Origin of the sequence: Microcystis sp. M20BS1, from assembly GCF_020245305.1 — a bacterium.
Taxonomy (GTDB): domain Bacteria; phylum Cyanobacteriota; class Cyanobacteriia; order Cyanobacteriales; family Microcystaceae; genus Microcystis; species Microcystis ichthyoblabe_A.
Map to the genome: position 1 here is coordinate 1 of NZ_JADBUZ010000154.1, position 15,106 is coordinate 15,106.

At 41.0% G+C, this 15,106-nt stretch carries 16 protein-coding genes; 6 read left to right on the plus strand and 10 right to left on the minus strand.

Annotation, left to right across the window (positions count from 1 at the left end; all coding sequences use genetic code 11):
- Both IM507_RS15380 and IM507_RS15385 read right to left on the minus strand, forming a co-directional pair.
- The coding region (locus IM507_RS15380; protein ID WP_287637293.1) for a tetratricopeptide repeat protein at positions 1 to 1,312 on the minus strand (1,312 nt) is incomplete at its 3' end.
- A 102-nt stretch (positions 1,313 to 1,414) separates the two neighbouring features.
- The gene (locus IM507_RS15385) at positions 1,415 to 2,731 is read right to left on the minus strand and encodes a P-loop NTPase fold protein (RefSeq protein WP_287637294.1); all 1,317 of its coding nucleotides are present in this window, start codon (positions 2,729 to 2,731) and stop codon (positions 1,415 to 1,417) included.
- Positions 2,732 to 3,229: 498 nt separating this feature from the next.
- Between IM507_RS15385 and IM507_RS15390 the strand changes: the two genes are divergently transcribed.
- The 3 genes from IM507_RS15390 to IM507_RS15400 all read left to right on the plus strand — a co-directional run bounded on the left by IM507_RS15390 (position 3,230) and on the right by IM507_RS15400 (position 5,713).
- A complete protein-coding gene (locus tag IM507_RS15390) occupies positions 3,230 to 4,369 on the plus strand; it encodes a SpoIID/LytB domain-containing protein (RefSeq protein ID WP_287637295.1) in 1,140 nt (379 codons plus the stop codon).
- A gap of 93 nt (positions 4,370 to 4,462) precedes the next feature.
- Complete coding sequence (gene fabZ / locus IM507_RS15395) at positions 4,463 to 4,942, plus strand: 3-hydroxyacyl-ACP dehydratase FabZ (RefSeq protein ID WP_002734156.1); 480 nt, start codon at positions 4,463 to 4,465, stop codon at positions 4,940 to 4,942.
- A gap of 3 nt (positions 4,943 to 4,945) precedes the next feature.
- A complete protein-coding gene (locus IM507_RS15400) occupies positions 4,946 to 5,713 on the plus strand; it encodes a tryptophan-rich sensory protein (protein WP_002751727.1) in 768 nt (255 codons plus the stop codon).
- Here the strand turns inward: IM507_RS15400 and IM507_RS15405 are convergent.
- The 3 genes from IM507_RS15405 to IM507_RS15415 form a co-directional block, all read right to left on the minus strand.
- A complete protein-coding gene (locus IM507_RS15405; RefSeq protein ID WP_002734772.1) occupies positions 5,710 to 6,174 on the minus strand; it encodes a VOC family protein in 465 nt (154 codons plus the stop codon). The genes IM507_RS15400 and IM507_RS15405 overlap by 4 nt on opposite strands.
- A 142-nt stretch (positions 6,175 to 6,316) precedes the next feature.
- Positions 6,317 to 7,135: a SirB1 family protein gene (locus tag IM507_RS15410; RefSeq protein ID WP_002751728.1), complete on the minus strand. Its 819-nt coding sequence runs from the start codon at positions 7,133 to 7,135 to the stop codon at positions 6,317 to 6,319.
- Between the two features lie 78 nt (positions 7,136 to 7,213).
- Positions 7,214 to 8,008 (minus strand): metallophosphoesterase family protein, encoded by a 795-nt coding sequence (locus IM507_RS15415; protein ID WP_002751729.1) that lies wholly within the window; start codon positions 8,006 to 8,008, stop codon positions 7,214 to 7,216.
- Positions 8,009 to 8,373: 365 nt separating this feature from the next.
- On the opposite strand from IM507_RS15415, the gene nagA reads away from it, so the two are divergent.
- Positions 8,374 to 9,525 (plus strand): N-acetylglucosamine-6-phosphate deacetylase, encoded by a 1,152-nt coding sequence (nagA, locus tag IM507_RS15420; protein ID WP_287637296.1) that lies wholly within the window; start codon positions 8,374 to 8,376, stop codon positions 9,523 to 9,525.
- Here nagA and ccmS read toward each other — a convergent pair.
- From ccmS to IM507_RS15440, 4 genes are all read right to left on the minus strand, one after another.
- On the minus strand, positions 9,481 to 9,921 hold the full coding sequence (gene ccmS / locus IM507_RS15425; RefSeq protein WP_002751731.1) for a beta-carboxysome assembly chaperone CcmS: 441 nt from the start codon (positions 9,919 to 9,921) through the stop codon (positions 9,481 to 9,483). The two genes, nagA and ccmS, sit on opposite strands and share 45 nt — an antisense overlap.
- A 250-nt stretch (positions 9,922 to 10,171) precedes the next feature.
- Positions 10,172 to 11,185 (minus strand): aldo/keto reductase, encoded by a 1,014-nt coding sequence (locus IM507_RS15430; RefSeq protein ID WP_123229875.1) that lies wholly within the window; start codon positions 11,183 to 11,185, stop codon positions 10,172 to 10,174.
- A gap of 228 nt (positions 11,186 to 11,413) precedes the next feature.
- A complete protein-coding gene (locus IM507_RS15435; RefSeq protein ID WP_002733676.1) occupies positions 11,414 to 11,731 on the minus strand; it encodes a slr1957 family protein in 318 nt (105 codons plus the stop codon).
- A 244-nt stretch (positions 11,732 to 11,975) separates the two neighbouring features.
- Positions 11,976 to 12,536: a 5-formyltetrahydrofolate cyclo-ligase gene (locus tag IM507_RS15440; RefSeq protein ID WP_002751733.1), complete on the minus strand. Its 561-nt coding sequence runs from the start codon at positions 12,534 to 12,536 to the stop codon at positions 11,976 to 11,978.
- Between the two features lie 163 nt (positions 12,537 to 12,699).
- On the opposite strand from IM507_RS15440, the gene grxC reads away from it, so the two are divergent.
- Both grxC and tadA read left to right on the plus strand, forming a co-directional pair.
- A complete protein-coding gene (grxC, locus tag IM507_RS15445) occupies positions 12,700 to 13,017 on the plus strand; it encodes a glutaredoxin 3 (protein ID WP_002751734.1) in 318 nt (105 codons plus the stop codon).
- Positions 13,002 to 13,496 carry a tRNA adenosine(34) deaminase TadA gene (gene tadA, locus IM507_RS15450; RefSeq protein WP_069475220.1) on the plus strand — a complete coding sequence of 165 codons (495 nt, stop codon included), beginning with the start codon at positions 13,002 to 13,004 and terminating at the stop codon, positions 13,494 to 13,496. The genes grxC and tadA overlap by 16 nt, the downstream gene beginning before the upstream one ends.
- 257 nt (positions 13,497 to 13,753) lie before the next feature.
- Here the strand turns inward: tadA and IM507_RS15455 are convergent, their stop codons facing one another.
- Positions 13,754 to 14,776 carry a hypothetical protein gene (locus tag IM507_RS15455; protein WP_069475219.1) on the minus strand — a complete coding sequence of 341 codons (1,023 nt, stop codon included), beginning with the start codon at positions 14,774 to 14,776 and terminating at the stop codon, positions 13,754 to 13,756.
- Positions 14,777 to 15,106: the final 330 nt, after the last annotated feature.

Consider the following 15,106-nt stretch of genomic DNA (forward strand, 5'->3'; position numbering starts at 1 on the left):
GATCGTAGGATGCGATCGCTTCTTCAAATCTGCCTAAATTACCTAACGCAACCCCTCGGCCGTACCAAGCATCAGGGTAATCGGGTTTAATTTCTAAAGCTCGATCGTAGGATGCGATCGCTTGTTCAAATCTGCCTAAATCATCTAACGCAACCCCTCGGCCGTACCAAGCTTCATGGAAATCGGGTTTAAATTCTAAAGCTCGATCGTAGGATGCGATCGCTTCTTCATATCTGCCTAAATTACCTAACGCATTCCCTCGGTTGTACCAAGCTTGATGGTAATCGGGTTTAAATTCTAAAGCTCGATCGTAGGATGCGATCGCTTCTTCCAATCTGCCTAAATCATCTAACGCATTCCCTCGGTTGTTCCAAGCTTGATGGAAATCGGGTTTAATTTCTAAAGCTCGATCGTAGGATGCGATCGCTTGTTCAAATCTGCCTAAATTACCTAACGCAACCCCTCGGTTGTACCAAGCTTCATGCTTATCGGGTTTAATTTCTAAAGCTCGATCGTAGGATGCGATCGCTTGTTCGTATTCTTTTCCCATTGCATGAATTAAGCCTTTTTTATGCAACAATTTAGATGCTTGAACAGGATCGAGAGATGGGGAATCGCTTAAATAGGCTTTAATTTCGGCTAACTTTTCCTGTCGTTGTTGGGGAGTGAATTGCTGATAGGTATCGAGATCGCCGTCTAAATAAACCAGTCTTCTAATTTCTCTTTCCAATATGTCCTTATCCGTCGGAAATTCATAAACTCCCGAATACCAATCAAAAAAATCCGACGCACGACGAATAAAATACCGCAAGGCAAATTCTGGCAATAAGAATACTAAAGTAAAGGGAAATTGCCGCTCAAATCGCTCACGGGATAAGTTTAAATAGCCTAAAATCTTAGGAACTCCGGCCCAGGTTCCCCCATAAACTGGACTTTGACTCGACAAGAAATAGCCTTCACTTTCCGCTTCTTCGTAGCGCAGTAGTGCATTTTCTAAACCGCGCACAAAAAGAATGTTTAGATTGGTATAATTTGGTAGATCGACAATTTTCTCATACAAATTATCGGTTTCTGAATCAAGCTGCAGGACTTGAATATTTTTATTAGGTAAATCTTGACTGATTCCCCGAATAATCTCATCAGCTTGCACGGGAGAACAGCGAACAAAGAGTAAATTAAAGCCATTTTTTCGTCTCAGCGATCGCAGTAATGCTTGATAGGATTCTGCTGCTGTTAGGGGTTGCTCTTCTCGCAATCCTTCAAAATCCGATTCCTGAAAGTTAGTTAAGGGTTTTAATTTTTGGTTTGTCATTATTATATATAGCTGTATTCAGATTTATGAGGTACACTAATTTTCTCACCTGTTCCCTGTTTCCCGCTCCCCATTCATCATTCATAATTCATAATTTATCATTCATAATTCATCATTAAACTCCTTAATTTTGGTAATTAAAGGATGCACATCATACCAACTTTTCAACTCTGCATCTGCATCAAAATAAGCATATTGTAAAATACAACGATTGAATAATAATTTACGATGAGCTTCATCATTTTGAATTTCGTTGGTACGATATACCTTAGCCAGAATTTTCCACTGCTCATGTTCTACTGTTCTCTGATAGACATCTCTAGCTTGAGTTATTGCTCTTTGAGCAGCTTTTGCGGTAATAGGTAAAGCATCCACATGATCTAAAGCGGTTTGCATTAATAAAATTAGGTTTCGTACATGACCTCCAGTCATTAAACATAATCGCTCCAGAACTTCTTGACTTTCAAAAATATCTGTTTCTAGCTTTTTCTTCGGTAAAAATTGCTGCGTTCTTTTCTCAATAATAGCCTTAATTTTTGCCATACCATCAGGATTAATAGTACGATCAAGATTGCGGATCATAATCATCGGTAAAACCATCGGGTCATTATCATAAATATCGCGTAGATCATTGGCCCGATTAGAATAGGCCATTGAAATAGGTATAGTATAAATCAAATGACAATTTAACCCCTTTAATTGATTAGCCCGATCTAAAAAAATCTCATCATGATTAGTTTTATGATCTCGCCGATATATCGGTACAATGCGATCTAAGTTATCAACAATTACCACTAATTTTGTTGAATCATCTAAGACAGTTTTGCTATTATCAATAAACTCATTTAGTGCTGTTAACAGCGTAACAGTATGAGGATTGATTTTATTTCTTATTTCTTGTCTTTGACTGGGAATTGCCCGAATCGCCGCAGACATTTTACCAAAATATTTAATCAATTCTCCCGTTTCTAATTTGACATCTTCCACTTTAATCTCTGTTAAAGCTAAATCAATTAAATCCTGCCAACGAGATTTTATCCAGTTTTTTAAGGGGGTTGAATTAGCCTGTTTTAGTTGTTCTAATAAATGGCGCGTACAGGCAATGAGAATATCTGTATATTGAGCATCTTCTGGATCGATATCGTCTTCATCTGCCGCAAAATAAACAACAAAACAATTTTTTTGCTCTAGATATTTTTTCAGCCGCAATAATTCCGTGGATTTCCCCCCTCCTCGATGTCCTGTGTAGAGTTGATGGGTGTAGTCTGTTGGCAGCGAACGAATAATTTTTCTGCCTAAATCTTGACAGACATCGGCATCCGCTCTCACTGCTTTTAGATCTACATAAAAGGGACTATCGGCAGGTAAAGGAACTGGTTTAAAGACACCAACAAGATTAGCGATCAATTGTTCAGACATAGGCGACTATAGCTTAATTGATGTCATTATTATAACAATACTTATTGACAAGATGTTATACCGAATCCGCTTTTAATATTACGACTAACTCTCGATCGAACTTCAAAAACCCAGTTATGGATTTTTTCCCCACTTTCCTAGGGTTGATTCATGAATCAACCCTACCCTTAATCCCCCCTTGATAAGGGGAGTGCCGATCCCCCCTTAATCCCCCCTTGATAAGGGGAGTGCCGATCCCCCCTTAATCCCCCCTTGATAAGGGGGGAAATATGATAATTTTTAACACCTACCTAGTTAGAATAATCGACTAAACCTAATAAATCCCGATTAATCGGACAAAATAGGGAAATTTGCCCATTCATGGGCCAGAGGAGAGAAAAATTGTCAGACCATCGGGAAAAAGTGACAGGGGAAAAATTTTTCTAGACTGGAGTAGCCAAAAAATCCCAGTCCGGTTAAAATTGATTATCGATCGATTGTGTGAGGAGTCCGACCCCCATGACCAATAAACACACAGCAAGGCTGCTGGGTAGTTACCTGCAGCGCCTGCCTGCTCATAGCTGGCTCATCCTAGTTTTTTGGGCTTTGATTATCGCTCCAGTCCAAGCTGCTGTCGAATTACGCATTGCCATCAGTAAAGGTGTTAGTGCCGTCTCCGTGGGTAGTTCCACCGATGCTGTGGTGAAAGATGGGGCCGGGAGAGTCCTAGGAGAATTGACCGCCATGAATGCCCTCAATGCTAATCCCAGAGGAAAAGCGGTGGGTTTGGCCGATTGGCAGGCCAGTCAATTGATCATCGAACCGGAGAATGATGGTTACGTCTGGATTAATGATCGCTGGTATCGAGGACGCACAAGGATCATTCGGCAAGGTTCTGGGGTGACAGCCCTAAATTTAGTCGATTTAGAGGAATATCTCTATAGTGTCGTCGGTGCGGAGGCGATTCCCTCCTGGCCGCAAGAGGCCTTAAAAGCCCAATCTGTGGCGGCGCGTACCTATGCCCTCTACCAAATGAATACTTCTGGTAATCGCATCTACGATCTCGATACTACCACCCGCACCCAAGTTTATAAGGGTCTAGAAAGCGAGTTTACTAGCACCCACGAGGCGGTTAATGCCACCGCCGGACAAATTATGAGTTTCAACGGCAAACCGATTTTAGCGGTGTTTCACTCCTCCTCCGGGGGTCATACGGAAAATGTCGAAGATGTTTGGAATTCCCCCTTACCCTACCTGCGCGGTGTCGTCGATTACGACCAAGTCGCCCCAGTATTCCAATGGTCAAAAAACTTTAGCGCCGGGGAATTAGGCCGTTTAATCGGTGGTGTTGGTCGTGTGCGATCGCTATCTCCCGAAAGAACCACTCCCCACGGACGGGTGATTAGAATGCGTATAGTGGGCGATCAAGGCTCTAAATTGATCTCTGATACCCAATTACGGCGATTCCTCGAGCTGCGGAGTACCCTATTCACGATTTCAGCTAATAACGGTACTTTTGCCATTAATGGTCGCGGTTTCGGTCATGGGATCGGTTTAAGTCAATGGGGCGCTTTTTCCCTCGCTGACCAAGGGGTGACTTATGACCGCATTCTCAGCCATTATTATCAAAATGCTCGTTTGACTGAAATGCCCAATTAAAAAGGCTGTCAGCCGTTTCCAGTAAACTGATCACTGATAACTGATAACTGATTGTGAGATAATGTCTAATCTCACTTGTAATTTTTGACTTGCATGACCATCGTTACCGAAGCCTTAACCGAGTTGGAACCAGTCATAAAAACTACCTTTACCGTTGAGGAAATTCGCCAACTACTGCCCCATCGTTATCCCTTTGCCCTAGTCGATCGCATTATTGACTATGTACCAGGTAAAAAGGCTGTTGGCCTAAAAAATGTCACGATCAACGAGCCTTTTTTTCCCGGTCATATTCCCAGTCGTCCCTTGATGCCGGGGGTGTTAATTGTGGAATCCATGGCCCAAGTGGGGGGAGTGATTTTGACCCAATTACCTGGGATGAAAGGGAAATTTTTTGCCTTCGCTGGCATTGATAAAACCCGTTTTCGTCGTCCTGTGGTGCCGGGAGATCAATTAATTATGACGGTGGAATTATTATCCTTCAAGATGAATAAAATTGCTAAAATGCAAGGGGAAGCAAGAGTCGATGGGCAATTGGCCGCCCAGGGTGAAATGATGTTTTCTGTCTTTGATTGACCTATGAATTTTGATCGAGATCGTCTCCGACAAGAACTAAATTTATTTGCTATTCTAGGGGCTTTTATTACCAATATTTTCGCTAATATTTTTCCTCTTAAGGGCGAAAATATCGGGGCTATCTCGAATACAGTTTTTCAAGATGTCTTAATTGTTCCCGCTAATTATGCTTTTGCTATCTGGGGATTAATCTATCTGGGTTTAATTAGTCTGGGAATTTACCAAGCTTTGGCTTTTAATAAAACTGAACCACGTTTGCGTCGGTTAGGCTACGAATTAGCCATCGCTAGTGCTTGTCAGATTCTCTGGGTAATTCTCTTTCAATTGCGTTTTTTTACTCTGTCTTTATTGGCAATGCTAGGCATTTTAATTCCTCTCATCCGGCTTTATCTTCGCTTAGAAATTAATCGCTTGATTGTCAATCGTAAACAGGGTTTATTAGTTAATGCTCCTATTAGTATTTATTTCGCTTGGATTAGCGTGGCCACGATTGTCAATGTCGCTTCGGTGCTAGATTGGATCGACTGGCAGCGATGGGGTCTAACTGACCAGATCTGGACGGTAATAATTCTGCTTATCGGGGCGATAATCGCGATTTTAGTCGGTTTAAAAAGAAAAGATCGGGCTTTTATCGGGGTGTTTATCTGGGCTTTTTTGGCGATCGCTGTTAAACAGATTTCTCTGCCTCTAATTGCGATAACAGCGATTATATTAGCGATTACCCTAACTTTTCTGGTTTTTCGTGGCAATTTTCGCCCTCTGAGTCGTTAAAATGCGGGATCACAGCGAATTTCGACGATAAAGCCATCGGGATCGTAGAAGTAAACCCCTCTCCCAGTCGGCCGGGTTACGGGTCCACTAGCAATAGTAATTCCCTGACTTTGTAGCACTTCTAGGGCAAAATCGAAGCATTCCGGGGCAATATCGAAGGCTAAATGGTTGGCACGGGTAAAAGCGATTTCGGGATTGTCGTCGGGAGGGTTTAAATCTGGTTCCCAAAATAGGTCAATTACTGTACCATCGGGGGTGATAAAATTGGCCACTTTTCCCTGGGCAACTAATTCTTTTAAGGTACTGGGAATTTTTTCCCCCACTAATTCCTCTAATCCTAATATTTCCCCATAAAAATGACGAGAGGCATCCATATCTTTGACGTTGAAAGCGATATGATGAACTTTTCGCAGTTGACCGATTTTGAGTTTTTTCGCAGTTACGAAAGGGCTAATAGTCATTTTAGTTATCATTTATCAGTAAAGGATTGGGGGATTTTTCAGTGAACAGTAATCAGTAATCAGTGAAAAGACAGCACTATTAATGTCATTTAATACTCCTCATTTAATACCGTTAACTGATAACTGATAACTGATTGGCGACTTAAGAGTTAATTTTTTGCAATAATTGTCGAATGGATTCGGCATCTTGAGCGTTGGGTAGGAGAGCGAGATAGAAGCCTAAATCCTGTTGCGCTTGGCTGAGTTGTCCAATTTGATAGTAAACTAAACCTCGATCGCGCAGCTCTAGGGGATGATTAGGAATGAGCAAAAGTAGTAGATCTATTGTCCGAATTGTCTGAGACCATTGTTGACGATTCAGGTAAATATATTTTAAATTAGTCAACAAACGTAATAAAATTTGCTGATTGGTAGCAATATTGAGAAAATGTTCTTCTAATTTAACTGGCTGTTGATAAATTTGACTTAATCTTTCTTGACAGTCCTGTTTAAATAGGATTTCACCACCGTGAAAGGGATCGACAAAGATTTCTACTTCCTCGAAATCGGGACGGATAATAAAATGCCCTGGCATACCAATTCCTACCATGGGAAAATCTATCTGTTTGGCAATCTCTAAATAGATAATCGAGAGAGTGAGTGGGATACCAGTGCGGCGATCAATTACGTCATTTAAGTAGCTATTGCGGGGGTCATAGTATTCTTGGGTATTACCGGTAAATTGTAAATCTTCAAACAAATATTGATTGATAACCTTGACTATTTTTAAGGGATATAATCTATCGGGTAGGCGTTTTTTTACCTCGTCAGCCATTAAGTTTATCCTATTTAAATAGTGATCAATCTTGAGACGGGGATATTCAAAATTGGCTATTTGTAGAGCTGCCCGAGCTAGATTTATCTCATGATCAGGATGTTGAATTGTTTCGATGAAGGCCTGGTATAAGAGTTCAAGGGTCATTAGAAAAGGGTATTAATCAGATTATCAACTATTTTAACCGATCCTTCTGGTTTTATCGCTTCTCTTTTCTGATCACTATTAAAGATTCAGCGCTTTAGATGAGCTTTCCCCGGAGGAGTAACGAGAAATCTTGTCAAGGTCTAGATTAACCACCGCTTTTTCTAAAGGGATCGTGCGACAATTTTTAGATTGATCCTGCACTTGATAAACTAATTGATTTGTCCAATCTAAAGCAGTTAACCAACCACTTTGGGGATGATAAACCCCAGTTTCAATGTCTAGCCAACCGCTGCCGCGAGCTAGTTGTCCCGGTTTGACATCAGGAAAGGTAAAGGTTAAAGTATGACCTGTGATAATTAGTTTATCCTTGAAATAGGGTTGGGTCATGGTATGAAATTCGTTTCTAATCCAACAAAACTCCTCGTTTGTTTGCTGTTCAAGGGGATATTCTGGGTGTACTCCCGCATGAACTAACCAAATATCTCCTAGGTCTAAATAAGCGGGTAGGGATTGGAACCAATTGATATGCTCGGCGGGTATATTGTTATTATAACTTAGTAGTGTCGCCGCCCCGCCACTCTCGATCCAACCGTTTAACCATCTTTCAGAAACTTCTTTTCCTGCTAAAGCTTTTAAGAGCATATATTCATGATTTCCTAGGAGACATTGGTAGTTATTTTTGATCACGAAATCCACCACTTCTAAGCTCTGCTCTCCTCGATCAATTAAATCCCCCAGAAAATAAACCTCATCCTCACTATCAGGAGCAACTCGGTTTAATAGTCGCAAAAGTGCCTGAAAATTGCCATGCACATCTCCGATAATAATACGACGCGGTTCTTGAGTTTGTTTCCCTATGTTTCTAAAAAACATACACCCCTCCCTAATCCCTGAGATTGCTACTCTTTTATTGCTAAAAAAGTAGTTTTTATATAGTCTTAATTTTATTATAGGACAAGCTTTTCCCTTTGACAGTCACTCCCTCCTAAGAACCGCCAGAGAAAGGCTGTAATTATTTTGTAAAGTATTTTTACAATCTCTGGACAGAGAGCGGTCGGGTTATGGTACTATTTTTTTATGATCAGTTTTTATATAATTGGACATCAGCACTCATAGCTAAACGCAAAGATTCCCATTATATAAAAAAGTATCTCAAAAAAATGCTCCCTTGTCAAGCATCATCAAAAAAAAACTTTTTTTTTGAGATTATAATAAAAAAAAATTAGTTTTCTGCTGCTATGATAACCCTAATTAACGCTAGAATTCCCGCCCATCAGGATCGACAACAAATAGAGATAAATGCTGCGGGAAAGATCGAGAGAATCACGGAGATGGGGGGAAGGAAAAAAGGGGAAAAGATTATCGATATGGAAGGGGATTGGCTATCCTTAGGAGGAGTAGATTTACAGATCAACGGAGGATTAGGATTAGCATTTCCTGACTTAGAAATAACAGATCTAGAAAAATTAGATAATATTAGCGATTATCTGGGGAATCAAGGAATTGATGGTTATCTTCCCACCCTAGTCACCACGTCCGTGGAGAAATTTCAAAAATCCCTCTCAGTAATTGCCAAATATATCGAAAAACAGCAACAGGAAAATCGATCGAGCGCCCAGGTTTTAGGAGTACATTTAGAGGGACCATTTTTAAACTATGAAAAAAGGGGAGCGCATCCGGGACAATATCTTTTAAACCCAAGTATAGAAACAGTAGATAAAATTTTTGGGGACTACTTATCGATTGTAAAAATTATCACTCTAGCACCAGAATTAGATAGTAGCGGTACGGTGATTAAATACCTAAGCGATCGAGGAATTACCGTCAGTTTAGGACATTCGCAAGCGAGTCAAGAAATAGCCAAAGAAGCCTTTTTACAGGGGGCAAAAATGGTTACTCATGCCTTTAATGCCATGCCTCCTTTACATCATCGTCAACCAGGTTTATTAGGGGAAGCAATTATCAATCGCGATGTATATTGTGGGTTAATTGCCGATGGTCAACACATCCATCCAACCATGATAGAATTATTACTAAAAGCCAGTAATTATCATCAAGGAATTTTCTTAGTTAGTGATGCTTTAGCGCCGATTGGTTTAGGGGATGGTGTCTATCCTTGGGACGAGAGAGAAATTGAAGTCAAACAGGGAACAGCAAGACTTTTTGACGGTACTTTAGCGGGAACAACCTTACCCTTATTACAAGGAGTAGCCAATTTAGTTAACTGGGGAATATGTGATTTAGAAACGGCAATTCTTCTAGCGACAGAATCCCCCAGAAAAGCGATCGGATTAGCTGGTTTATCAGTGGGACAACCTGCCAACTTTTTGCGCTGGCAATCGGCATCAAATTGGGAAAGATTGGATTTCCGTCAGCATTTTGGACTCTAACTGTTGAATGAGGGTATCAAGATCGACTTCGAGGCGATCAAAACATTCAGGAGGGGAAAGATCGGGTTGAAAATAAATCAATTTTACCTGACCATCACCGATAGCGACTATAGCCACTTCTTCGCTGGGATTATAGCGATAAATAATCCCAAGCATCTCTTGAATTTTACAATTAACCTTGCGATTTAATTTCTCTAGGGACTCCCTAGAACAACAGACAAAATGAGGCTGAGGTTTAAGATCGATGCCTAGGGTTTCTTGAGCATCTTCTCCCCATTCCGAGAGTAAACCCCACATTAAACCGGCTAATTCCTGTTGATTTTCTTGCACAAATTGATCTAATTGATAGCGCCATTGATTAGCGGGATCATCGGGTATTGCTTGTTCAAATCTCATCATTAGCCTCTTTTCAGTTATCAGTTATCAGTTATCAGTTATCAGTCATCAGTTATCAGTTATCCGTTATCAGTCCTTAATAAGGGGGGTGCCGATCCCCCCTGCCCCCCTTGATAAGGGGGGTGCCGATAGGCGGGGGGATCCCCCTTAATAAGGGGGGAAAGCTGAGAATTTTTAACACCTACCTACTTATAGACAACTTTTCCTCTAGATAGGGATTGAATAGGGATAGAACTATTCACCTTTTCAGTTAACGACGGTACTCATCACCGCAATCACCGATTAACTGCAATAAATCCCGGGATTTTTCCAAGACATGATCAATTTTTTGATAGTCTTGGGGAGATAATTGAAAATCGAAAATACGGGCATTTTCTGCGATATGTTCAGCAACACCCAAACGCACCCCGATAATTGCTCCAGCTACGGCTTTTTGTTCAAGAACGTAACGCACTGCCACATTAGGAATGGTGACATGATAGGAATCAGCGATCGCTTTAAGAACAGTTAATAATTCTTGGAATAATTGCCAGTTTCCCCAAGCATCGATCATGTTTTTATATTTCCGTAAACTAGCGGTATTGAGACTCATGGCATTGGGTTCAGGATGACCGAGATATTTAGCTCCTAATAAGCCTCCTGCTAGAGTACCATAGGCCAGGAGATAGATGTTATGTTCTTGGCAAAACTGCGCCATTTTGACGAGGGGACGGCGATCAATCAGGGAAAACTGGACTTGATTGGAGACTATTGTAATCCCGGCGCTGAGAATAATTTTTAAATGTTCCGTGTCGAAATTAGTCAAGGCTAGGTGTTTAATTTTGCCTTCCTGTTGTAATTCCCCTAAAAAATATAAGGCATCTAGATAATTTTTATCGCGATAATCCCACCAGTGAAACTGCAATAAATCGAGACTATCCACATCCATGCGACGCAGGGAAATAGCGATATTTTTTGCGACTATTTCCTTAGTCATTTTACCCGGACGGGGAACCCATTTAGTGAAAGCTTGCAGATTATTTAAAGCATCAATACCCCTTTGAGCGACTAATTGACGACGAAATTCACCGATAAAATCTTCAGCCGGACCGTAATGATCGGCCAGATCCCAAGTGGTGAAACCGGCATCTAGATAGGAGAACATACTAGGGATCGCTTTTTGGGGTGCGATCGAACCATGGGTGCCTGAAACTTGCCACATTCCGTTCAAAATACGACAAATTTCCAGATCGGGGGTAAACTGTAAGCGACGAGATTCGGACATGGGGACTTTTCAGTGATCAGTAAACAGTAAACAGTAATCAGTGAAAAGACAGCAGAAAACTGCCATTGAATACTGCTCACTTAATATTCTATTCTCCTACTGACCACTAATCACCGATTACTGATTCAAGACAGATCGATCGTCCCTGTCTGGAAAAACGCAGTCAAGGGGAAGACTTTCGGAAAAATCTCCCCCTGTTTAGGTTTTTGCTGCTCAATTTTTGCCCGGTTAATATTCCACTTCCAATCGCGCTGCGGTGACAGCATCAAAAGCGAAAGCGAGAACTATAGGCATAGGACAAGCGAGGATGACACAGAGAATTAAAGCTGTCACAGTCAATCCAATCGCCATTCCTAACCAAAGTTTTTCGGCAGGGGATAGACCTTTTTGACGCTTAATATTTTGTAACACTTTGGTGGGAATTGGTTCTGGCATGACGGCATTGGGAGGGAATGCCCAATAATTACTGTAGCGTTCGAGAAATAGCTCTGTCCAGCCGTTTTCTTGACACCATTCTTGAATCCATGGTTCGTGAAAGTGTTTCATTGCTTCCCTGTTGACTTTTTCTGGTGATTACTTTAAACATCTCTTGATGCGAACTTCATCCTAGCAAAGCTATCTTAAGGGTCGATCGGATTCAATAAAACTTAATATATGAGTAGTCGGTGGGTAAAATGTATTCTAAGATACAGTGCCAGCGAACGACCAGAACGAACCACAAAGACACAAAGGACACAAAGATCGATCGCTCCTATATAAGTTAAACCGATCACACAAAAGGAAATAATTGTTAAAAAATTTCGGTTCTTGATTCGGTACAGATTGCCTGTAATTTTTGGTCCCAAGTATCGAGGGGAAGGGTATCGAGATAGGCAAAGTCAAAGACAATCCCGATCGAGGGGATAGCTTGCCATTCGGGGGAATGTAGGAGACGATCAAAATAACCTCCCCCGTAACCTAAGCGATAACCTTGGCGATCGCAAGCGACGGCGGGAATTAACAGTAAGTCCACTTCGGTCGGTAAAATGAGAGGAGCGATCGCTGTTGGTTCATAGATGCCATAACGATTTAATTCTAGGGGATCGTCGGCAGTCCAACAGTGCCAAGTCAGGCTATCTCCGTCACAACGGGGAAAACCCCAGCGATGGTGTTGACAAAATAAGGAACTTAAATCCGGCTCTTGACGATAACTGAAGTAAGCGAGAATGGTTTTAGCGTGTTGAAAGAGGGGTAAAGATTGTAAATTTTTGCAAAGTTGCTGACTATTTTCTTGCCAAATATGCTTAGGAAGCGATCGTCTTTGGGCAATTAGTTGTTTGCGTAATTGGGCTTTTTTGGTAGCAGAATCCATAAAATAAAGATAAATAGGAGAGTAAGTAGCTGGTTATAATTAAATTGAAGATGGATCCCCCCTTAATCCCCCCTTAATAAGGGGGGTGTCGATCCCCCCTTAATCCCCCCTTGATAAGGGGGGCATCGGACAGTTTTTAACACCTAACTACTTAGTAAGAACGATGCTAAATCTATTTAACTCGCTTTTTGGGCGTTATAACGAGAATATCAAGGCCAATGTGGAAATTTACACGTGGGCAACTTGTCCCTACTGTATTCGTGCTAAATGGTTGCTGGGTTGGAAAGGGGTAAAATACACCGAATACAAGATTGATGGGGATGAAAGCGCTCGTCAAGCCATGGCCGAACGGTCCAACGGTAAACGCAGTGTACCACAGATTTTTATCAATAATGAACATATCGGTGGTTGTGATGATTTGTATGCTTTGGATGGTCAGAAAAAATTAGATAATTTATTGGCTAAATGTGGGACTATCTAAAGTCTATTGACGAAAAAGCCTATGAGAAACATCGGCAATGGATGCAGTTAGCTTTAAATTTAGCGGCAACTGCGGGGGACAGGGGTGATGTACCTGTGGGAGCGGTTATCGTGGATAAACAGAGCAATTTAATCGCTCAAGGGGCTAATTGCAAGGAAAAACACCATGATCCCACCGCTCACGCTGAAATTCTGGCGATTCGTGCCGCTAGTCAAGTGTTAGGCAATTGGCACTTAAATGATTGTACCCTCTACGTCACCCTCGAACCCTGTCCCATGTGTGCTGGAGCAATCATTCAGGCTAGATTAGGATTATTAGTGTACGGTGCTGACGATCCCAAAACAGGAGTTATCCGCACTGTGGCTAATTTTATTGATAGTCCTTTTTCTAACCATCGTTTACCGGTAATCGCGGGAATTTTAGCCAAGGAATCGGGGGAATTATTACAAACTTGGTTTGAGAAAAAAAGAAATGTTTAAAGGAGTCAGGGAGATAGGAGTCAGGAGTCAGGAGTCAGGAGTTAATCCTACTGTTAAAAGCGGATTGGGTAAGCTGTTGTGCATCTGAATTTGATATTCGTTTTACCTTGTCTCAACTAGAACTTGAATGCGGACTAGCTGATCACTGATCGTAATATGAGAATAGGAAATCGTTAATTTTCCCTCTGTGCTGATGATTGCCGCTTGTCCCTGGTAGGTGATAGTTATCGCATTACTGATCTGGAGTTACTCTGATTTTACCAATAAGGTAGTTGATATGTACGAGAAACAGGATCTACCTGCATTTGACAAAAGATTGCTACTTCTCCCTCCCAATTCATGTATCGAGAGCCAGGCGTTTCTAGAATTAACTCCGTATCTTTAGGATTGCGATAGAATTGGATATTAGGAGTTTCCTTGTCAAATTCATTTTGATAAAACAAAGATGGCAAATTACTTATTTTCTCTGCAATTGACTCTAGATCATATTGACAACTTGTATGTCGAATCGAACCTGGATACGGCAAGTCTATTGTCTCGACGTGATGTACGGTTTTTACGATAGCTTTCTTTAAATGACGACCGATTCGATATAAATTGGCAAAATGATAACGCAAATCACGGTTTAAAGAAATAGCCGATTTTCCATTCGGATGAATTTCGATATCGGGTCCGATATTGCCATTAGGATGAACTCCTTCCAAGAAATATCCTACGATACGAGCATCTCTGGGAAAAATTTGAATTTTTTTCCTGATCGGCTTTGTGACTATTCTGCGATCCCGTGAGTAAATTACGATAGAACGTAATTGACCGCCATTATGCTTGATTTTATTAACAATAGGGGACAATAAGTTTTTATAATCTTTAATATTTTCAAAGTCTTTTTTTGCAGGATTTTTAGCCTTATCTAGCCACTTATCATTATATTTGACTTGATTGGAACTATCATAAGGATGGAGAACCTTAAGAATACGGTAGCAATCATCAATATGAGCCATTAAAGCCTCTAGTAATTCTTTTTGTAAGATAGGCAGTTTCGCTAATGAATAATCGAGACGACCTTCAGCATCAAATAAAGCATGATTTATTCGCTCTATTTCATCTAAAATTTCAGCCAATGCTTTCATAACTCTCTGTATTGATAGATCGTAAATAGAAAGTGGATGACGTTCAATATGGGCTTTATGATAATCGATATTTTCTGGAAGAGATTTTAAATAATTGAAGGCTTCAGGATACAAGTTTCCATCTCTATAGGTTTTACGTTCAATTTTCATTGATATGTAAGCAAGTCAGTTGTGTTATCTATGTATTATAGACCCAAGAAAACCCCACAAAAAGCCATGAGAAGCGATCGCCTATTCAGACGGATTTAGGTGTTGACTGTTGGGTTTCCCTTTCCCCTAAAATTGAGAGGTTTTCTTTAACCCATTGATTCGCTCAAACCAACCGACGGACTCTCTTGTAGCGACTGTCTTGATTGTCAAGGGGTAACTCAAAAAACAATCAAGGAGTTGCTGTCGAACCTAAAATCTCAAGCCAGAAAAAAGCGCAGCAAAAACTAAGTCGCTCAGGTTAAACCAAAGCAAGCGCAACCCTTGATCAGA